Source organism: Paraburkholderia sp. GAS33 (genome assembly GCF_050436645.1).
Taxonomy (GTDB): Bacteria; Pseudomonadota; Gammaproteobacteria; order Burkholderiales; family Burkholderiaceae; genus Paraburkholderia; species Paraburkholderia phenazinium_B.
Genome location: NZ_JBNDMP010000004.1, coordinates 471,763 through 493,197, shown reverse-complemented (window position 1 = coordinate 493,197; position 21,435 = coordinate 471,763). Strand labels below are relative to the sequence as shown.

Genomic DNA, 21,435 nt, shown 5'->3' with positions numbered 1-21,435 from the left:
CCTCTGCCGGCTTACTTGAAAATCGCGCGGTACTTGTCGACGTTCGCCTTCGTGACGATCGTGACCGGCACCGAGATATTCTTTTCGACCGGCTGCTTGTTGATCAGTTTGAGCGCAGCGCCGACCGCCGCCTTGCCTTCGCCTTCCGGATCCTGCTGGACGACAGCGGCAACGAAGCCCGAGTCGATACCCTTGATGGCCTGCGCGCTCAGATCCCAGCCGACGATTTTCAGATGATCGGTCGCGTTTTGCGAAAGCGCCGCGGCCACCAGACCGATCAGGGCCGGCTCGCCGGTCGCATAGACGACCTGTAGAGTCGGATTGCCCGAAATCAGATTCTCTGCTGCAGTTTGCGCCTGATCCTGAACGTTCTGGCCGTCGACGGTGGCGACGATCTTCGCCCCAGGTGCGCTGGCGACGCCTTCCTTGAAGCCGTCGAGCCGGACGTTCTGGATGAACGAATTCAACGCCCCGACCACGCCGATCTGCGCCTTGCCGCCAAGCGACTTATTGATCAGGTTAGCCGTAAATTTGCCGATGTCCACGCCGACTTTCTTGTTGTCCACGCCGACCTGGACCGAGTTGTCGCCGTTCACGATGGCGTCGATGGTGACCACCGGAATACCGGCTTTTTTCGCTTCGGTGATGGCCGGTTTGATGCCGTTGACGTCGATTGCCACCACCAGGATGGCGTCCACTTTCTGCTGGATGTACGTCTCGATCGCGTTGTTCTGCGCGTTCGGGTCGTTGTTCGAGTTGTAGATCTCGAGGTTGACGCCGGCCGCCTTCGCCGCGTTCTGCGCGCCTTCATCCATCTGGGTGAAGAAGAGCGCTTCCTGGTTGATCTGCACGAGGGCGATCTTTTTGCCTGCGGCACAGGCGAGGCCGCTGGCGCCGAGCGTCGAGAGCGCGAGCACAGTGACGGCGAGACGGCGCAAAGCTATAGCTGCGTTCATCGAAATTCCTTTTCTGGGTGGTCGGGACAGCACGCGCAAAGCGACTGCCCCGGGGAGTGGAAAAGACTTTCAAGGACGCAACCGACATCGCGTCCGCCTTCTTGTAAACCGGTTTATCAAAAGTAAGTGGCGAGTATTTCGGTGTCAATGTTTTCAATAAAGACCAAGGGAAACTACTTAGGAGCGCCTTGGTTTGCATGGAGGACTCGCTTGACGGCCTATGCCTGGCGGTCTGCGGTGCGCGGCTACCGTTTGCGTGGAGGCGCCACCGAGGCGCGTTCGATCAGGCGCACCGGCAGACGGTGGACCGGTTTGCCGGGCGTGGCGTCGGGCGAAAGGGACGGGGCGTCGCTGTCGCCGGCCAGCATGGCGAGCAGGATGGCCACGCCGGCGCGGCCGAGTTCGCGTGCGGACTGCCGCAGGGTGGTAATCGGCGGCATCAGCAGACTGGCGAACTCCATGTCGTCGAAGCCGACGATCGACATGTCTCCCGGCACATCCAGACCTCTGTCGCGCAGCGTTTCGAGCATGCCGACCGCGAGGTAATCGCTGGAGGCGAATACGGCGGTTGGCGGGAATTCGCGCGAGGCCAGCTCAGCCGCGGCTGCCTCGCCGAAGCTGCGGTCATAGGCGCCGAACAGTACGAGGGAAGGGTCAAGCGGGATGCCGGCTTCGTCGAGCGCGCGACGATAGCCTTCGTAGCGCTCGCGCACGGTGAGGAGCGGCTCCGGCCCGGTGACGTGGGCAATCCGCGTATGGCCCGCGTCGATCAGATGCCTCGTGGCCAGATAGCCCCCCTCGCTGTTGTCGACGAATACCTTTGGCACATCGACACCCGGCACGTCTTCATCGATCAGCACGATGTTGCCGCGCTCGCCGATCAGTTGCCTGAGCGAGCCGTCGTCGGGACGGTTGGTTGCGAAGATCAGGCCGTCGAGATGGCGAGTGTCGAGCCAGCTCAGATAGAGCGCTTCGCGTTCGAGGCGATTGCGTGTGATGCACAACGAGAGGCCGAAGCCGCCTTCCGAGGCGGCTTCCTCGACGGCGTCGGCGAGCTCTGCGAAGAACGGATTGGCGACGTCGGGCATGGCGAGGCCGATCGTTTCGCTGCTGCCGAGGCTCAGGCGGCGCGCGAGACTGTTTTGCCGATAGTTGAGTGCGATAACGGCATCGTCGACGCGTTTCTTTGTTTCCGGCGGCAGCGAGAGCGTACCGTTCAGGTAGCGCGAGACAGTGGCCTTGGACACGTTGGCCAATTCGGCGACGTCGCGGATCGTTGAGACTTTTGCCAATTGAGCGGTTCCCGGAATGTTCGGCTTAGTGTACCGTGCCTCGCTTTTGCGCCTGGTTCATCTGGGCAGTCTGTGGAGCGCCTGAAAGCCGCGCCCGGGTCAGGCGCGCGGCAGAGCGGCATGCTGCTGTTACGGTTGCGCTGCATTGGGCGTTGCGTCCGGTTCTGCGGGACGAAAGCGCTCCTGCAACGCGACGAGCTGGTCGTCCGAGGTGGCCACCAGCCACTGGTGTGCGCCTTCCACCATCAGGCGGTTGTGGTCCTTCAATACGCCCATGGAGGCTGCTGTCTTCCACATCACCGGCGCCACTTTGCTGGTGCGGCCCGAGGGCGTTCCCACCAGCAGCGAGTAAGGTCCAAGCGGCAACGAGACGAGCGGTAGCGCGGGTTTGACGCGCACCCGCCAGTCGATGAAGGGCATGTCGCTAAAGAGCAGCGGTGCAGGCAAACCGAGCAGCACCGTGAAGTCGTAGAGTGCGAGATGCTCGCGCATGCCCGCGTACAGACGACGGATATCGCTCACCACCGCCGCGCGGATTTCGTCGTCGAACATCGCTTCCTCGGCGTAGCGCGCCTGGGCTTCGTGTGCCTCGCGTTGATAGGCGCTGAACACGGCCAGTTCCATGCAGTCTTGCGCTGCGCGCTGCACATCTGCCGGCGAGCCGGCTTCTTCCGGTTTGCCCAGCTGGGCGGCGCGCAGGAAGCGCGCGAGCGCTGCTTCCTGGATCGAGGGACCGTCGATCTGCGGGTCGTCGACGGCGTCTTTGCCGAGCGGCACGTAGATGTATTTTTCAGCGGCAAAGCGCGACTTCTTGCCGTCGTCGAACTTGATCTTGCCGTTGCTGCAGTCGAGATAGCGCGTGCCGATCTTGCCATGCTCCCACACGTAGTTCTTCAGCAAGGGGCGCAACGGATGCAGCGTCTCGCGATCGGTCATTGACAACTCCAGTGCCTCGATGGGGTTCAGCAGACGGCTGACGCCGCTGCGGGTTCATATCCCATCATGGCACGGGAGCCTCGCGTTCGCGAGCAGTTTAGCGCGCGACCCTGGCTTCGAGCAGATCGCCCATACCGATCCGTTTCGCGAAGTCGATCCGCACACGCTCCGATACTTCGAGCACTTCGCGTGCGCCATCGCCGACGAAGTCGATCACCGAGCGCATCGGCCGGGTGCCCTTCGGCAAGCCGACGATCCGCACGATTTCATCGGCGACCGCTTGCGGATCGGCGTCAGCCGGCGTGAGCGACGAGAGACGCGCGCCGATCTGATCCATCACGCCGTCATACCGGCTGTACGCTGCGGCGATACCGGTGTCAGCCGGTTTGCCTGCGCTCGGAAAGTGGTCAGTGCCTTGCGTGAAAGCGCCCGGCACGACGATCGAAGTCTCGATGCCAAAGCGTGCAATTTCGTACGCGAGGGTGACGGCGAGCGAATCCATCGCAGCCTTCGCTGCACCGTACGGGCCCATGAACGGCGGAAAGCCGCCCTTGGTCGTGGTGCTGCTGATCCACAGCATCAGCCCGGTCTCCTGCTGGCGCAGATAGGGCAGCACAGCGCGGTTCACGCGTTGCGCACCGAACAGGTTGGTGTCGAAGACCTTTGCCATCTCTTCGGGCGTGAAGGCTTCAGCGGGACCGACTACCAGATGCCCGGCGTTTTGCATCACCACGTCGATGCGTCCCTGCTCGCGCATGATCGTTGCGGCAGCTGCATCGGAGGAGTCTTGCGACAGCACGTCGAGTTCGAGCGGATGCAAGGCGATGCCGCGTTCTTTGGCGAGCGCGCGCAATTCGTCGGCGCGCGGCTTGTTGCGGCCTTCGACGTCGCGCATCGTCGCGTAGACGATATGACCAGCCTCGGCGAGTGCCTGGGCCGTGAGTTTGCCGATGCCTGTGCCGGCGCCCGTAACCAGAATGACGTTGTGCATGATTTTTCTCCGGAAGGTTTGTTGTTTGGTTATGAGGTTGGTAGCCGGTCGCGCTTAAGCGACTCCGCCGTTGGCGCGCAGGATCTGACCGTTGACCCAACCCGCGTCGGGACCAGCGAGGAACGACACGACCGACGCGATATCGTCCGGCTGACCGAGGCGTTGCAGCGGCGGCATCTTCGCGAAGGTCTGGATCTGCTCGTCGGTTTTACCGTCGAGGAACAGCGAGGTGGCGATCGGCCCTGGCGCCACGGCGTTCACCGTGATGTTGCGGCCGCGCAGTTCCTTGGCGAACACATGCGTGAATGCTTCGACGGCCGCTTTGGTTGCGTTGTAGACCGCGTAGCCGGGCATGTTCAGCGCGAGCGTCGTGCTCGAGAAGTTGACGATGCGGCCGCCGTCGCTCATGCGTGCCGCCGCTTCGCGCAGCGTGTTGAAGGTGCCGCGCAGGTTGATGTTGAGCGTCTGGTCGAACAGGGCGTCCGAGGTGTCGGCGAGCGGCACGGTCTTCAGCACGCCGGCGTTGTTCACGAGCACGTCCACCTTGCCGAGCTGCTGTTCGCTGATCTCGAACATGTGGCGTACCTCGTCGGCCTTGGCGACGTCGGCTTTCACGGCGATCGCTTGCGCGCCTGCGGCTTTCAGTTCGGCGACCAGCGCGTCGGCTTCGTTCGAGCTGGATGCGTAGTTGACGACTACGGAGAAACCATCGCTGGCGAGACGGCGGGCGACAGCTGCGCCGATGCCGCGCGAAGCGCCGGTGACGAGAGCGACTTTGGACGGGTTGTTTGCGGTGTTCATGATTCGTTTCCTCAGGGTGGGTGGTTCGGGGCGACCCGGTTGTCCTTGCTCGGTCTCTTGGGTGCGTCTCTTGAGCGCGGCGGGTCCGTGAGATGAATCATGGATCATTCCGTTTTGAAGATAATCTGGCGTAGCTTGGTATCATCGTTCCATTCACTTTAATAATCACCGGGAGCGCCGCCCATGGACCGCTTCGAGGAAATGCGGGTGTTCGTACGCATCGCCGAGCGCCAGAGCTTTACCCACGCGTCGGACGATCTGCAGATTCCGCGCGCCACCGTCACCAATCTGCTCAAGCGCATGGAGCAGCGGCTCGGCACGCGGCTGCTCGAGCGCACCACCCGGACGGTGCGTCTGACGCACGATGGCGAGGCCCATTACCGCCGTTGCGTGCGCCTGATTGCCGATCTGGAAGAGGCGGAGGAGTCGTTCAGGAACACCGCGCCCAAGGGTCTGTTACGGGCCAATCTGCAGGGCACGCTTGCGCGCACTTTTGTCGTGCCCGCGCTGCCGGCGTTTCTTGCGCAGTATCCGCAGATCGAACTGCACCTCGGCGAGGACGACCGGCTGGTCGACCTCGTGCGCGAGGGCGTCGATTGCGTGCTGCGGGTTGGGAGCCTGCAGGATTCGTCGATGGTGGGGCGGCGCGTCGCGCAGCTTTCGCAGGTCACCGTGGCGAGCCCCGCGTATCTGGCGAAGTATGGGGAGCCGGGCGATCCGGCGGCGTTGTCGGCGCATCGTGCGGTCAATTACGTCTCGAGTGCAACCGGAAAGGCGCTGCCGCTTGAATTTACGATCGACGGGCAGGTGAGCGCGGTGAATCTCGGCTCGGTGGTGTCGGTGGCGGGCGCGGATCTTTATACCGGTAGCGCCGTGGCAGGACTGGGGATCGTGCAGGTGCCGCGCTACCGCGTGGCGGAGGAGCTGAAGACGGGACGACTGAAGATCATTCTGCAGGACTTTCCGCCACCGCCGATGCCGGTTTCCGTGCTGTATCCGCAGAGCCGGCAGTTGTCGTCGCGGGTGCGAGTGTTTGCGCAGTGGCTGCGCGATATCTTCGAGGCGGCTAGTGTGTAGCCATGTTTTTTCTGTGCCTTTAGCTTAATGCTGCAGGCACACTGCGGCGCATCTTCAGCGCTTGCGGGACAGGTCTTTTTGCAGGCGCTCCGGCAACTGCGCGAGATCGCCGAGCAGTTCGTCAGCGGCCTGCTCAAAACGCGCGACCAGGAAGTCCAGCAGCGCACGCACGCGCGGCGCCATATAGCGGTTGCCGTGGAATAGCGCGTGGACGCCCGCCTCGTTGGTGCACCAGTCCGGCAGCAGGATGGTCAGCGTGCCGGCGCGCACGTCCGCCGCGATATCCCAGATCGACTTGTGGACGATGCCGTGACCTGCCAGCGCCCACGCTCGCGCAAGCGCGCCGTCGTTGGTTTCCCAGGACCGTTCGATGGGCACCGTGTAGGTCACGCACTCGTCGTCCTGTGCGAAGCGGAATTCGTTCAGCGGTCCGGCCGCTGTCACCAGCACGATGAAGCGGTGATTGGCGAGGTCAGCCGGTGTTTTCGGTTCGCCATGCCGCGCCACGTAGTCCGGCGACGCGCACAACACGCGCCGGTTCGGTGCGAGGCGGCGTGCCACCAGCGAGCTGTCGAGCGGCAGGCCGAAACGGATCGCCAGATCGATGTCTTCCTGCAGCAGGTTCGAGACCGAATCCGACAAGCTGAGTGCATAGCTCACCTCCGGGTGCAGCGAGCTGAATTCGTGGAGCCAGTGATACAGCAGATTGCGACCGAAATCGGAGGTGGCCGAAATCCGCAGCTTGCCGCGCACCTGGTTTTGTCCCGCCTGCAGCGCGGCTTCGGCATCTTCGATGGCTTGCAGCGCGATACGGCAGTGTTGCAGATAGAGCCGCCCTTCATCGGTCACGCGCAACTGGCGCGTGGTGCGCTCGAAAAGGCGCGCGTGCAATGCCGCCTCGAGCTTGAGAAGCCTCGCGCTGGCGGCAGCCGGCGAGAGGCCCAGTTTGCGGCCGGCCGCCGACAGGCTGCCGGCTGCTGCTGCTTCAACGAATAGCTGCATATCGCCGAGTCGATCGGTTGCCATTGCCTGCCTGGATTTGAAAGTTATTCAAATGCTACGCCAATTATCAAATGGGCGGCGTATCGCCAGAATGGTTTGATCGCGTCGTCGGCGCGCTCGGCCAGCGTTCTGCGGTAGATTGAGTACAGAGGGATTGCGCCGCGCTTTGGGCGCATGCGGCGCCTTTCCGCGGTTTCGACCGGCGGCTTTTCGATTTATGCGACCTACCCGACTTACCGAGAGAGGAAACAGAATGGATCTGCAACTGAAAGGCAAACTGGCGCTGGTGAGCGGCAGCACGGCTGGCATTGGTCTCGCCATTGCCAGCGCTTTGGCGCAGGAAGGCGCGCGCGTGATCGTCAACGGACGCAAGCAGGAAGCGGTGGATGCAGTGGTCGCGCAACTGAAATCGAGCACAGGCGGGGACGTGCTGGGTTTTGCCGGCGATCTCAGCAAGGCCGACGTGGCTAACGAACTCGCGCGGCGCTATCCGGATGTGGAGATTCTCGTCAACAATCTCGGCATTTTCGAGCCGAAGCCATTCGAAGAGATCCCGGACGAGGACTGGCAGCGCTTTTTCGATGTCAACGTGCTGAGCGGAGTGCGTCTTGCTCGGCTCTACCTGCCGTCGATGAAGCGGGCCAACTGGGGGCGCATCATTTTCATCTCGAGCGAGAGCGGACTGCAGATTCCCGTCGAAATGGTCCACTATGGTGTAACCAAGACGGCGCAGATTGCGGTGGCGCGCGGCATTGCGGAATCTGTCGCGGGCACCGGCATCACTGTCAATACCGTGCTGCCGGGTCCGACCAAATCGCGCGGTGTGGGCGACTTCGTCGACGGTCTTGCCAAGGCCGACGGCAAAACGTCCGGGCAGATCGAGAAGGAGTTCTTCGAACACGTGCGGCCGACTTCGCTGATCAAGCGCTTTGCTTCGACCGAGGAAGTTGCTTCGCTGGTGGCGTATGTTGCGAGTCCGCTGGCATCGGCGACGACCGGCGCTGCATTGCGCGTCGACGGCGGCGTGGTGAAGAGCGCGTTTTAACGCGGAGATCGGCTCCGCTCGTGGGATCATACGGCTCGCGCAAGGCGCTCACGCCTCGCGAGCCACAGGAAACAGGAGCGGATGAGATGATCGATGGACTGGTAGGCGGGCGGCTCTATGGAGAAGCCCAGATCCGCACTGGACAGAACGGCAAGCGTTTTGTGACGTGCAAGGTGCGTGCGACCACCGGTGACGGCGATACGCTGTTCGTCAACGTGATTGCGTTCGACGACGAGGTGCAGACCGGGTTGTTAGCGCTTAACGATGCGGATAGCGTGGCCTTGAGCGGTGCGCTGACGCCGAAGGTCTGGACTGACAAGAACGGGCTCGTGAAACCGGCACTCGACATGGTGGCGCATGGTCTGCTGAGCGCGTATCACGTGCGGCGCAAGCGGGCGGCGATGGGTTCAGAGGCGCCGCAAGAGGATGGCGCGCATCTCGACGATCCGCTTTGAGTGAGGTGGCGGTGGCGACCGCCTGGCGATGCCCGCCTGGTCATCCGCGTTAGTGACACACGACCGCACAGGTCACCGCCGTCACACCGGCCACTGCGCCGACCACGACCCCTGTAGCAAACGTCTCGACCGACGACGCACAACCCTGCAGATTGAGCACGCCCGCCAGTATTAGCACCTTGATTATGCGACTCATTTTTTGAATTCCCCGTGAGTACGCGCGCATCGTAGCAACTAGTTGTCTTTATGGGTCTTTCTGAAACTATCGGCGCCTTACGGAGTTTTTGTGGCATTGACCGCGGCCGGGCATAGCAGGCCCAACGCTTGCAACGAGACCCACACCGCATGGCCGCACCATCGATGGAAAACTGTATAAATATACAGTATAGTGTTCCCTTCAAATCCGCCCTGCGGCGATTGATCCATATGGTCGGGCGCGGTGAATCATTACGGTCGCAAAGCGGCCGTAAGATGTGGCCAACTCATTCAGACGGTCGGGCAAATTGTCATCTACAGGAAAAATCCGCATTCGCGGAGCGCGTCAGCACAACCTCAAGAACCTCGATCTCGACCTGCAGACAGGCGAGATGACGGTCGTAACGGGGCCTTCGGGGTCCGGCAAATCGAGCCTCGTGTTCGACACGCTGTACGCGGAAGGGCAGCGACGCTATGTCGAAACGTTCAGCGCGTATGCGCGGCAGTTCCTCGACCGCATGGACCGGCCGCAGGTAGACCGTGTCGACGGCGTGCCGCCGGCCATCGCGATCGACCAGACCAATCCCGTGCGCAGTTCGCGCTCCACAGTCGGCACGATGACCGAGCTCAACGATCATCTGAAGCTGCTGTATGCGCGCGCGGCCGAACTGTTCGATCGCAAGACGGCTCAGCCCGTGCGGCACGATTCGCCTGAGACGATCTATGGCGATCTGGCCGCGCGCACGGCGGCGGACGATCCGCGCCTTGTAGTGACGTTCCCGGTCGAATTGCCTGAGTCCGCTACCGAAGAAGAGGTCGCGCAATGGCTCTCCGCGAGCGGCTATACGCGCGTGCAGGCGCAGCGCGAGGTGCAGTCGCCCACTGGCCCGCGCAAGCTGCTCGACGTCGTGGCCGACCGCTTCCGTCTGAGCGCCGTCGAGAAGGGCCGTGCCGTCGAAGCCATTGAAGCGTCGCTGAAGCGCGGCGGCGGACGTGTGAACGTCTATGTGTTGCCGCAAGGGTCAGAAGAGTCCGCCGAAGCCGAGCCGCAGATCTGGCGTTTTTCCACCGGCTTGCACAACCCGGACAGCGACCTGCGCTACGCCGATCCGCAGCCCGCGCTGTTTTCGTTCAACTCCGCCTATGGTGCGTGCGAAACCTGCCGCGGCTTTGGCCGCGTGATCGGCGTCGATCTGGGCCTGGTGATTCCCGACGAGCGCAAGACCTTGCGCGGCGGCGCGATCAAGCCTATGCAAACGCCGGCCTGGAAGGAGTGTCAGGATGACCTCATGCGCTATGCGGCCAAGGCTGGCATCCCGCGTGACACGGCCTGGTCCGCTTTGACCCAGCCGCAGCGCGATTGGGTCATCAACGGCTCGCCCGACTGGAACGGCAAGTGGCAGAGTCACTGGTACGGTGTGAAGCGCTTCTTCGAATACCTCGAATCGAAAGCGTACAAGATGCACATCCGCGTGCTGCTGTCGAAGTACCGCAGCTACACGCCGTGCGAGGTCTGCGGCGGTGCGCGTCTGAAGACCGAATCACTGCTGTGGCGTCTCGGCACGAAGGTCAATGCGGACGCCGTGCTGGAACCGGTGCAGCGCTTCCTGCCACGTGGCGTGGACTGGAATCGCGCGCAACTCGAAGCGCTGCCAGGTCTGACGGTGCACGATCTGATGCTGCTGCCCATCGAGCGTATCCGGCGGTTCTTCGACAACCTCAACCTTCCGAGCGCGCTGCTCGACGATGCTCTAAAGCTGCTGCTCGCCGAAGTACGCACGCGCCTGAAGTATCTGTGCGATGTCGGGCTCGGCTACCTGACGCTGGATCGCCAGAGCCGCACGTTGTCGGGCGGCGAGGTGCAGCGTATCAACCTTACGACGGCGCTCGGCACGTCGCTCACCAAAACGCTGTTCGTGCTCGACGAGCCGAGCATCGGGCTGCATCCGCGCGATCTGAACCGCATCGTGGAAGCGATGCACCGTTTGCGTGATGCGGGCAACACGCTGGTGGTGGTCGAGCACGATCCGTCGGTGATGCTGGCGGCGGACCGGCTGATCGACATGGGCCCCGGTCCGGGTGAGCGCGGCGGCACGATTATTTTCGACGGCGTCCCAGAAGACATCCGCTCGTCGGGCACGCTAACGGGCGAATATCTCGGCGGACACCGCCACGTGGCCGACGTCTCGCACTGGTCGAGCCGGCCGGTCACGAAGGAGACGCCGCGCATCGTGCTGGAAGGCGCGAGCCAGCACAATCTGCAGGACGTAACCGTCGAAATTCCGTTGCAGCGCCTCGTGTGCGTTACCGGCGTTTCAGGCTCCGGCAAATCGACACTGATTCAGGACGTGCTGTATCCGGCGCTAGCGCGTCATCTCGGCGTCGCGACGGAATCGCCCGGGGCGTTCCGGCGTCTGCTCGGCGCCGATCAGGTGAACGAGGTCGTGTTCGTCGACCAGTCGCCGATCGGCAAGACGGCGCGCTCGAACCCGGCGAGTTATGTGGGCGCGTTCGACGAGATCCGCAAGCTGTTTGCCAAGGTGCCGCTCGCACAACAACGCGGCTACGGTCCGGGCATGTTCAGCTTCAACTCGGGCGACGGCCGCTGCCCGACTTGCGGCGGCTCGGGCTTCGAGCACATCGAGATGCAGTTCCTGAGCGACGTCTATCTGCGTTGCCCGGATTGCGATGGTCGCCGTTATCGCGCCGAACTGCTCGAAGTGAAGATCGAGCGCGGTACGCCGGCGCGTGCGTTGAGCATCGCCGACGTGCTTGAGTTGACCGTCAGCGAGGCAACCGCGTACTTCGCCGGGGATGCGGAAGTGCTGCGCGTGCTGAAGCCGATCGTCGACGTGGGTCTTGAATATGTGAAACTGGGCCAGCCGGTGCCTACCTTGTCGGGCGGCGAAGCGCAGCGGCTCAAGCTGGCCGGCTTCCTCGCCGAGGCGGCGCAGGCAAAGACCGCGCGCAGCGCGAAGCAGGCAACCGCAGTGCGGCTCTTCATGTTCGACGAGCCGACCACGGGGCTGCATTTCGACGACATCGCCAAGCTGATGCAGGCGTTCGGCAAACTGCTGGCGGGCGGCCATTCCTTGATCGTGATCGAGCATAACCTCGACGTGATCCGTGCGGCCGACTGGCTGATCGATCTCGGGCCGGAAGGCGGCGACGGCGGCGGCCGGGTGCTGTGCGCGGGCACGCCGGAACAGGTTAAGCGCTGCGCCGAGTCGTACACCGGCCAGGCGCTGCTTCAGTACGACGCGGCCATGGATGCAGCGGCAGATCCTGCCGCGCAAGGCATGCCGCTGCAAAAGGCATTGACCGCGGCGCGCGCGCGTCGTGCCGTGGAAGGCGAGGACGTGGTGCGCATCGTCAACGCGCGCGAGCACAACCTGAAATCGCTCGACGTCGATATCCCGCATGGCAAGTTCAACGTAATCACAGGCGTGTCCGGTTCGGGCAAGTCGACGCTCGCGTTCGACATCCTGTTCCATGAGGGGCAGCGCCGTTACCTGGAGTCGCTCAACGCCTATGCGCGTTCGATCGTGCAGCCGGCAGGGCGTCCCGAAGTCGACGCGGTGTATGGCATTCCGCCGACCGTGGCCATCGAGCAGCGCCTTTCGCGCGGCGGCCGCAAGAGTACTGTGGCGACCACCTCGGAAGTCTGGCATTTCTTGCGGCTGCTGTACGTCAAGCTCGGACTGCAACATTGCATCCACGACGGCACACCAGTCACGGCACAGAGCGTGGAATCGATCGCAGCGCAGTTGCTACGTGACCACAAGGGGCAACACGTTGGCTTCCTCGCACCGCTGGTGGTGAACCGCAAAGGCGTCTATACCGATCTCGCCAAATGGGCGAAGGCGCGTGGCAATTCCCATCTGCGAGTGGACGGCGAGTTCCTGCCGGTCGACCCGTGGCCCAAGCTCGACCGTTTCCGCGAGCACACGATTGAGTTGCCGGTGGCCGACGTCGTCGTGTCCGCTGACAACGAAGCGGAGTTGCGCCGCCTGCTCGACGAAACGCTCGAAATCGGCAAAGGCGTAATGCATTTGCTCGCGCCGCTCGACGGCCTGCAGAACGCGTTGAAGAGCGGCAGCGCCACCGCAAGGCTCGGGACGGTGAAGGTGCTGTCCACCAAGCGCGCCTGTCCGGTGTGCGGCACGAGCTATCCGGAACTGGACCCGCGGATGTTTTCGTACAACAGCAAGCATGGCTGGTGTACAACCTGCGTCGGCACAGGCCTCGCACTCACGCGCGAGCAACGCGCGGCCTACGACGATACGGTGGTCGCCGAAGACGGCCGCGGCCGGGAGCAGAGCTTGCCCTCGGAAGAGCAGGAACCGGAAGGCGTAGTCGACGAACCGTGTCCGGATTGCCACGGCACGCGCCTGAATCCGACCGCCCGGGCGGTGACCTTCGAGGCCCAGGCGATCGTCGACGTTGCGCAATGGACGGTGAGCGACACGCGCCGTTGGGTAGACGCGCTGGACCTGACGGGCCGCGACGCGGACATTGCCCGCGACGTCGTAAGCGAGATCGGCAGCCGGCTGCAGTTCCTCGAGGAAGTGGGGCTTGGCTATCTGAGCCTCGACCGCGCGGCACCGAGCCTGTCGGGCGGCGAGGCGCAACGCATCCGGCTGGCGGCGCAACTGGGCAGCAACCTGCAAGGGGTCTGCTACGTACTCGACGAACCGACCATCGGTCTCCATCCGCGCGACAACCAGATTCTGCTGAACGCGCTGCGCAAGCTCGGCGAGAAGGGTAATACGCTGGTCGTCGTCGAGCATGACGAGGACACTATCCGGCGTGCCGACCACATCATCGATATTGGCCCCGGTGCGGGCAAGCGCGGTGGCACGCTGGTCGCGCAGGGCAGCGTGGCCGATCTGTCGGCGCAATCAGACTCGTTGACGGGGCAATTCCTTGCAAACCCGATCGTGCATCCGTTGCAGCCGCGCCGCACGGTGAAGCCGAAGGTCAAAAGCGCAGCGGCGGTGCCGGAGCAGTGGCTGACGGTGCATGGCGGCAAGCTGTACAACCTGCGCAATGTAACCGTGGGGTTGCCGTTGGCGCGCCTCGTGGCGGTGACGGGGGTGAGCGGCTCGGGCAAGTCGACGCTCGCGCGCGACGTGCTGATGGCGAACCTGCTGGATGCCGTGGGGCGCTCCGTGCTGTCGTCGCCGGCTACCCGTCGTGCCCGCAAGGCGGCGCAAGACGAACCGGCCGCCAACCGGCGCTCGAGCGTGCTGGCCCGCAGCGCACCGCGGACGCAACTGAACGTCACGCATGCGTGGCAGGGTTGCGACGCGGTCACCGGGTGGGAGAGCATCGACCGCGTGCTAGAAGTCGACCAGACGCCAATCGGCAAAACGCCGCGCTCCTGTCCCGCTACTTATATAGGCGTATGGGATGCCATCCGTAAGCTGTTCGCCGGCACGCTGGAAGCCCGCGCTCGTGGCTATACGGCCTCGCGCTTCTCGTTCAATACAGGCGAAGGCCGCTGCCCGGCCTGTGAAGGCCAAGGCGTGCGCACCATTGGCATGAGCTTCCTGCCGGACGTGAAGGTGCCGTGCGACGTCTGTCATGGTCAGCGCTTCAATCCGGAGACGCTGGCGGTCACGTGGCGCGGCAAAAACATCGGTGACGTGCTGACCATGGAGATCGACGAGGCCGTCGAATTCTTCGCGCCCATCACGAATATCGCGCATCCGTTGCAGTTGATGAAGGATGTCGGCCTCGGCTATCTGACGCTAGGCCAGCCATCGCCGACGCTCTCGGGCGGCGAAGCGCAGCGCATCAAACTCGTCACCGAGTTGAGCAAGGTGCGCGACGACATCACACGGCGCGGCCAGAAGGCGCCGCACACACTCTATGTGCTGGACGAACCCACGGTTGGGCTGCATATGGCGGACGTGGCACGGCTGATTCGCGTGTTGCACCGGTTGGTGGACGGCGGTCATAGTGTCGTCGTCATCGAGCACGACCTGGACGTGATCGCCGAGGCCGACTGGATCATCGACCTCGGCCCGGAAGGGGGAGTCGGCGGCGGCTCGATTGTCGCGGCGACGGATCCGGAGGGGCTTGTGCGCGTTCGAGAAAGCCACACCGGGGCAGCGCTGCGTCCGGTGTTGGCGCGTGGCGTCAAACGCGAGGCGGCCGTACCGGTCGAGGCCGGCGAAGGCACCCACGGTTGAAGTAGCCAATCAGGAGGGGGCTTTCTCAAAGAGCCTCTCAACTGAGCCTGACGGGAGGCCCTTGTAGCGTATTTGCGACGAGGGTTTTCCCGGCTTGCGGCAGACGTCACTATCAATCCTAAAACAGCGTTTGCAACCCGTCTGGCGCCACAAGTTCACCCTGTAATTGGAGGAAAGACTCTAAACACTATCTGTTCCCATCAAAAAAAGTTTGACGGACGATTTTGTCTTGATATCGTCACTCTCCATCAGGCGCGTCAACGCGCTTGCGCCTGCCGGCCAGATTTTCGCCGGTTTCGCGCACAAGGTTTTCTATTCCAATTCAACGATTCCAGGCTGGGAAGGGAATGCGCTCGCACTTTAGTTGTGCATTCAACCATCTCATGGCACTGGATGAATTCGATCCTCGCCCAGGTGACCGGTTTCGTCCGGTTATCGCCCGGGGCGATCACTAACCCAATTTCTCAACTGACTTTGCGCCCGACATCGCTCACTCGATGTAACTTAATTTGCCTAGATCAAACAAATTTTGACTACTGGATTCTGTCTTGCTATGGTTCCGCCACTCGATAAGAAGGCCGCAGCCGCACTCGCAATGGGCAGCAAGATTCGCGCGTTGCGACAACGGCTTAAGCGCACGTTAGATGAAACGGCAAAAGCGGCTGGTATCTCGAAGCCGTTCCTGTCGCAAGTGGAACGAGGGCAGGCCACGCCGTCTCTCACGTCGCTAGTCGGCATTGCTCAGGCACTCGGCGTCACGGTGCAGTACTTCGTGGAAACGCCGACCGAAGCGAAGTCGGTGTGCCGCGGAGATGAACTGAAATTTTTTGGGTTTGCCGATTCGGCGAACCTGTTCGGCAGGCTGACGAACCTGTCGGTCGACCGGAAGCTGGAAGCGATTCTGGTGAAGATGCCAGCCGGCCAGCAACCGTCGGAAGTGACGACGCACGCAGGAGAAGAGTTTTTGTATGTGATGAGCGGACAGATTGCTCTGACGCTCGAAGGTACGACGTTCGTGTTGCAGGCCGGTGACACCGCGCACTACGAGTCAACAGTCCCGCACGCATGGGCTAACACCGCGGGCGAAGAGACGGTGCTCGTCTGGGTAGGCACACCAAGATTATTTTAGTAACGGTCAATTGTGTTTGTACTGGGGCGGTCTGAATACATCCCTAAGTAGTCCTACAGGTTAACCCGTAACGTGAATTTGCAGTGCCAATCGACTGGCGAACGGCTCGGTCATAAGCTGATGTTCGCCGAATGATTGAAATGAAAATGAAAGTTAATACAACTAAATTGTAATGTTTTTGTAGTTAGAAATTAATAAGTCGAAGTGCCCTTTCTATCTCGCTGCAATGGATTGGAAACCGGTCGTGTTTCTTCAAGTTATACGACCGCAGGGCAACTTTGACGGCGCGCGGCGAACGTCGCCGCAAACGAGTAGAGAGGTTCAAAAGACCTCTCTTCGCACAAACAGGTGTGTGGCCTTACTGACGAGTGAGAAGGGGAAAAATGAAACAACGGGCATTGGCGTTGGCCATCAGACGAATAATCTGGGCCGAACTGGCATTGACGACCGCAATCGCCGTTCCGGCGTTCGCGCAAAGTCAGCCGGCTACCACGGAGACGCCGGCACCTGCCGCGGCGGCTTCGGGCACAGCAGCGGCGGCCGCTCCGGCGGCAGCATCGGGCGCTACAGCGACGGGCGGCAAGAACGTCAAGCAACTGCAGACGTTCCAGGTGACGGGTTCGCTGATCCGCCAGTCGGACAAAGTGGGCTTCCAGCAGGTCCAGGTCGTTACCGCGAAGCAGATCCAGGATTCCGGTGCGAAGGACGTATCCGATTACATGCGCCAGATTTCGGCCAACTCGGCCAACAGCTGGGCTGAATCGACTTCCGACAGCTTTGCGGCCGGCGGTTCCGGTATCGCCCTGCGCGGCCTGAGCGAAAAGTACACGCTGGTGCTCGTCGACGGTCAACGTGTTGCACCGTACGCATTTGCTGTGAACAGCTCGGACCAGTTCTTCGACCTGAACACGATTCCGCTGGACGTGGTCGACCGCATCGAAGTCGTGAAGACGGGCGCGGTGTCGCAGTACGGTTCGGACGCAATTGGTGGTGTGGTCAACATCATCACCAAGCACAACTTCCAGGGCCTGCAGCTCGACGGTAGCTACGGCGGCGCCACACAAGGCGGCGGCGGCACGACCAAGTTCGGCATCCTCGGCGGCTTCGGCAATCTGACGGAAGACGGTTTCAACGTCACGGCGGCGGCCAGCTACTACAAGTCGAACGGCTACACGCTGGCCGATCGCGATACGACCCAGAACCAGGACTTCAGCAACCAGCCTTATGGCGGCTCCATTAAAGGCCCGTCGTATTACCTGAATCCGAACACGGGCGTCACCACAGGCTTTGGCTGTGCACCGGGTGCGCAAGTGCCGGTGGGCAGCAACATCATCGCGACGAATGCCGGCGCAGGCGCGATCACCGGCGGTACCGTTTGCGAGCGCAACACGGCTGAAGATTACTCGATCGAGCCGATGACCGAGCGTCTGAACGCCAAGGTTCACGCCGACTTCAAGATCAACGATACGACGACGGCGTACGCTGACCTGTGGGAAAGCAATAACACGACCACCGTCAACGATGGTTATGCAGGTTACGGCAACGGTCTTCAGTACAACCCGGCCACGCACTCGGTCAACCCGATTTCGTTTATTGCCGCAGCGAACAATCCGTACAACACGACCGGCGTCGCCCAGGAAATTTTTGGCGTCCTGCCGACCACGTACAGCTCGACCACGGACGCGAACTACTGGCGCGCAGCAATGGGCGTGAAGGGCAGCTACGAGTTGGGTAAGGAAGACTGGGACTGGAACGTGGGTTACACCCATTCCATGAGCACGGTCAGCAATACTTACGGCAGCATCGTCAACCCGGTCGCGCTGACCAACGAGCTGGCCAACGGCACGTTTAACTACGTGAATCCGTCGGCTACGCCGGGCGCACTGAGCAACATCCTGACGACGGCGAACAACCTCGGTATTTCCAAGCTCGACGCGCTCGACGCAACGGCTGGCACGCCGAACCTGTTCCATCTGCCGACCGGCGACGTCGGCCTCGGCCTCGGTGCCCAGTTCCTGCACGAAAGCGAACTGATCGAAGAAGGCGGCGCTTACCTGAGCCCCAACACGCTGAACCCGAACACGCAGGAAGTGGCCGGTGACCGCAACGTGGCGGCTGTGTATTACCAGGTCGATGTGCCGTTGATCGACAAGATGCTGACGTTCAGCCAGTCGGGTCGTTACGACCACTACAGCGACTTCGGCGGTGCGTTCTCGCCGCGTTTCGCCCTGCGCTTCCAGCCGATCCAGCAGTTCACGGCTTACGCTTCGTATAACCGTGGCTTCCGCGCACCGGAATTCCTCGAAAATACGAACTCGTCGAACCTGGGCATTCAGCCGATCGGTCCGAACGGTCAGGACGAAAACGTCGTGACGAAGGGCAACCCGGCGCTGCAACCGGAACGCACGAAGAACTACAACATCGGCTTCGAGCTGTCGCCGACGCGTAACACCGACATCGGCTTCGACTGGTACAAGATTCACGTCGACAAGGCGATCGGCACGCAGACCGATCCGGCGGCCACCGTCTTCAACGCGGATGGTTCGATTGCGTACATGGTGAACGAGTACGAGAACCTCGGCTCGTTCGACACGGACGGCTTCGAAACGACGTTCTCGCAGGCGCTGCCGACCCCGATCGGTACGTTCAAGCTGACGGCTGACTGGGCCTATGTGTGGCACTTCTACATGAACGGCGTGGGTGGCCTTGCCTCCCAGGTTGACGGCGCAGGTAACGACCTGACGCTCGCGCAGCCGTTCGGTGGTTCGTTCCCGCGCTGGAAGGGCAACACGGACCTGTCGTGGAACTTCCACCAGTGGAATGCCGATCTGGAATGGCAATACACGGGGCCGTACTCCGACGCGCTGGGTCTGAACTACACGACCGGTTCGTATAGCGTGTTCAACCTGAACGTGGCGTACACGGGCTTCAAGCACTGGACGATCTACGGCGGCATGAACAACATCTTCAATCGTGCGCCTCCGTACGATCCGCTGTGGGTCAATGCAACCGACCTGACCGGTTACGACCAGTCCCTGTACACGTACATGGGCCGTTACCTGCAAGTGGGTGCAACGTATAAGTTCTAACAAGTTGTAAGCCTGTTGACGATTGTCGCTCCGGCATTCTTTGTGCCGCCGGAGCGACTTTTTTTCGTAAGTAGCACACTGTGAGCTTCTCCGTACGTCGCCGTGACGGGCATGTCATGCCGGACCGGCCAGCGCGAGAGGAACGCAGGGATTGCGTAAGCGATGTGGTCTTGCTGTTCGGGACTTGTCGTGCGACGCTACCCGTAACCCAAGGCGCCATGCGACGCCTTAAGTGATCCGGGCGATGGCGGTTGGCATTGCCCAGGTCGATCCGACGAACCGCGTGTCGGCCACAAGCCAGCGCGCGACCTACGCATACTGATGATGAGACTTGTGAAGTTTCGGTTGCCGCGCGCCGCATGGACGATCTCTTGCGCTCTGGCGACCCGGCAAGCTGCCACGCGCGTTGCTCCGGCGCTGGTTGCCGCACTGCTTGGTGCAATGAGTCTGGCGGTGACGCCGGCCCATGCCGCCTCCGCGATCGCCCAATACGACCAGCCCAAATACCCCGCCAATTTCACGCATTTCGACTATGCGGACCCTGACGCGCCGAACACGGGCACGCTGAATTTCGAGAACTACAACGAACTGCAGAGCTACGATTCGCTCAATCCGTTTCTGGTTCGCGGCGCGCCCGCGCCGGACATCCAGAACCTGATGTTCGATACGCTGATGCAGCGCAGTTGGGATGAACTCGCTTCCGAATACGCCCTGATTGCGGACAATGTGGATGTGGCGCCGGACCTGACTTCCGCGACGTTCCACATCAATCCCGCCGCGCGCTTTTCGAATGGCGACCCGATCACGGCCGCCGACGTCAAATATTCCTTCGATACGCTGACGAGCCCGCAGGCCTCGCCACTGTTCAACGCGCAGTTCTCGATCATCAAAAGCGCGACGGTCGTCGACAGGATGACGATCCGCTTCGATTTCAAGCGAGCCGAGCGCGATGCGCCCCTGATTGCCGGTGACCTGCCGGTATTTTCGCCAAAGTGGGGTATGACGGCTGACGGCAAACGTCCGCCGTTCGACCAGATCGCAGTAACGCCGCCGATCGCAAGCGGCCCGTACCTGATCGCCCAGCGCAAGAACGACAAGGACATCGAATACGTCCGTAATCCGAACTATTGGGCGGCGAATCTGCCGACGCGGCGCGGCATGTTCCGCTTCGACCGCATCCGTTTCAAGCTGTATCTGGACCAGTACACGATGCTGGAGTCCTTCAAGGCCGGCGATTCGGACGTCCGGGTCGAATACAGCGCCACTCAATGGGCGCGCAAGTATGTCGGCAAGAACTTCAAGAACGGTCTGCTCAAGCAGGTCGATGTGCCGGACGGCCCGGCGCAAATGCAAGGTTTCCTGATCAATCTGCGCCGGCCGATGTTCAAGGACGTCCGCGTGCGCCACGCACTGGCGCTTGCGTTCGACTACGACTGGATGAACCGGATGATGTTCTACGGCCAGTACACGCGTCTGAACAGCTATTTCGACGCCAGCCCGTTTGGCGCGACGGGTATGCCGAGCCAGAAGGAACTCGCGTTGCTCGAGCCGTTCCGCGCGGACCTGCCGCCTGAAGTGTTCGGCCCGGCAGTGAAGCAGGCCAACACGTTGCCGCCGAACTCGCTGCGCGGCAACCTCGTCGAAGCTCGCGATCTGCTCGCGCAAGCCGGCTGGCACTACCGTGACGGCGCTCTGCGTGACGCCAACGGCAATCCGATGACGATCGAGGTCATGGACGACGAACCCGGCATGGACCGTTTGATCCTGCCGTACATGCAGGCTCTCAGTACGCTCGGGATTCAGGCACACATGCGCGAAATCGACAGCGCGCTATATCAGAAGCGTCTCGACAACTTCGAATACGACATGACCACCTTCATCTACCCGCCGGTCACGATTCCGGGCGCGGAGCTGGAGCGCCGGTTTGGCAGCGAGGCGGCGACGCAGGTGGGCTCGGAAAACTACCCGGGCATCCAGTCGAAAGCGGTGGACGCGCTGGTTCATGCAGCGCTCTCCGCGAACAACCTGGACGACCTGGAAGCGGCCACCCGCGCGCTCGACCGTGTGCTGATCAACGAGTACTACCTCGTGCCGCAGTACTACAACGCGAACTCCCGCATCGGCTACAAGACGACAATGGCGTATCCGAAGATCGTGCCGGTCACGTACCAGGCGGAAGACTGGATCATCGACTACTGGTACAAGAAACCGCAGGCGGCGCTTTCCGCGGCCACGCCGGTTTCTGCTCCATCCGCAGCAAACTGAGGTTC

General features: G+C 62.2%; 14 protein-coding genes. 7 read left to right on the top strand and 7 right to left on the bottom strand.

Going from position 1 to position 21,435, the window contains the following annotated elements; genetic code table 11:
- Positions 1-11: 11 nt before the first annotated feature.
- The 5 genes from P3T24_RS15725 to P3T24_RS15705 form a co-directional block, all read right to left on the bottom strand.
- Positions 12-956 (bottom strand): substrate-binding domain-containing protein, encoded by a 945-nt coding sequence (locus P3T24_RS15725; RefSeq protein ID WP_074265138.1) that lies wholly within the window; start codon positions 954-956, stop codon positions 12-14.
- Between the two features lie 245 nt (positions 957-1,201).
- Positions 1,202-2,248, bottom strand: coding sequence for a LacI family DNA-binding transcriptional regulator (locus tag P3T24_RS15720; protein ID WP_429435863.1), 1,047 nt, complete (start codon positions 2,246-2,248; stop codon positions 1,202-1,204).
- Positions 2,249-2,377: 129 nt separating this feature from the next.
- Positions 2,378-3,184 carry a hypothetical protein gene (locus tag P3T24_RS15715; RefSeq protein ID WP_429435860.1) on the bottom strand — a complete coding sequence of 269 codons (807 nt, stop codon included), beginning with the start codon at positions 3,182-3,184 and terminating at the stop codon, positions 2,378-2,380.
- 97 nt (positions 3,185-3,281) lie between these two features.
- On the bottom strand, positions 3,282-4,175 hold the full coding sequence (locus tag P3T24_RS15710) for an SDR family oxidoreductase (protein ID WP_429435857.1): 894 nt from the start codon (positions 4,173-4,175) through the stop codon (positions 3,282-3,284).
- Between the two features lie 54 nt (positions 4,176-4,229).
- On the bottom strand, positions 4,230-4,976 hold the full coding sequence (locus P3T24_RS15705) for an SDR family oxidoreductase (protein WP_074265134.1): 747 nt from the start codon (positions 4,974-4,976) through the stop codon (positions 4,230-4,232).
- Between the two features lie 183 nt (positions 4,977-5,159).
- Here P3T24_RS15705 and P3T24_RS15700 point away from each other — a divergent pair, with 183 nt between their 5' ends.
- The gene (locus tag P3T24_RS15700; RefSeq protein WP_429435854.1) at positions 5,160-6,053 is read left to right on the top strand and encodes a LysR family transcriptional regulator; all 894 of its coding nucleotides are present in this window, start codon (positions 5,160-5,162) and stop codon (positions 6,051-6,053) included.
- 54 nt (positions 6,054-6,107) lie between these two features.
- On the opposite strand, the gene P3T24_RS15695 is transcribed toward P3T24_RS15700, so the two are convergent.
- Complete coding sequence (locus P3T24_RS15695) at positions 6,108-7,079, bottom strand: LysR substrate-binding domain-containing protein (protein WP_429435851.1); 972 nt, start codon at positions 7,077-7,079, stop codon at positions 6,108-6,110.
- 229 nt (positions 7,080-7,308) lie between these two features.
- Between P3T24_RS15695 and P3T24_RS15690 the strand changes: the two genes are divergently transcribed.
- The gene (locus P3T24_RS15690; RefSeq protein ID WP_429435848.1) at positions 7,309-8,100 is read left to right on the top strand and encodes an SDR family NAD(P)-dependent oxidoreductase; all 792 of its coding nucleotides are present in this window, start codon (positions 7,309-7,311) and stop codon (positions 8,098-8,100) included.
- Between the two features lie 86 nt (positions 8,101-8,186).
- Positions 8,187-8,555 carry a single-stranded DNA-binding protein gene (locus tag P3T24_RS15685; protein WP_429407683.1) on the top strand — a complete coding sequence of 123 codons (369 nt, stop codon included), beginning with the start codon at positions 8,187-8,189 and terminating at the stop codon, positions 8,553-8,555.
- A gap of 49 nt (positions 8,556-8,604) precedes the next feature.
- Here the strand turns inward: P3T24_RS15685 and P3T24_RS15680 are convergent, their stop codons facing one another.
- A complete protein-coding gene (locus P3T24_RS15680) occupies positions 8,605-8,751 on the bottom strand; it encodes a hypothetical protein (protein WP_167379392.1) in 147 nt (48 codons plus the stop codon).
- A gap of 307 nt (positions 8,752-9,058) precedes the next feature.
- Between P3T24_RS15680 and uvrA the strand changes: the two genes are divergently transcribed.
- The 4 genes from uvrA (at position 9,059) to P3T24_RS15660 (ending at position 21,430) form a co-directional block, all read left to right on the top strand.
- Complete coding sequence (gene uvrA / locus P3T24_RS15675; protein ID WP_429435844.1) at positions 9,059-14,947, top strand: excinuclease ABC subunit UvrA; 5,889 nt, start codon at positions 9,059-9,061, stop codon at positions 14,945-14,947.
- A 553-nt stretch (positions 14,948-15,500) separates the two neighbouring features.
- Entirely contained in the window at positions 15,501-16,076 is a 576-nt protein-coding gene (locus P3T24_RS15670; protein WP_074265128.1) for a helix-turn-helix domain-containing protein, read from the top strand.
- Between the two features lie 383 nt (positions 16,077-16,459).
- Positions 16,460-19,165, top strand: coding sequence for a TonB-dependent receptor (locus P3T24_RS15665; protein ID WP_074265127.1), 2,706 nt, complete (start codon positions 16,460-16,462; stop codon positions 19,163-19,165).
- A gap of 324 nt (positions 19,166-19,489) precedes the next feature.
- Complete coding sequence (locus P3T24_RS15660) at positions 19,490-21,430, top strand: extracellular solute-binding protein (protein ID WP_429436169.1); 1,941 nt, start codon at positions 19,490-19,492, stop codon at positions 21,428-21,430.
- Positions 21,431-21,435 lie beyond the last annotated feature (5 nt).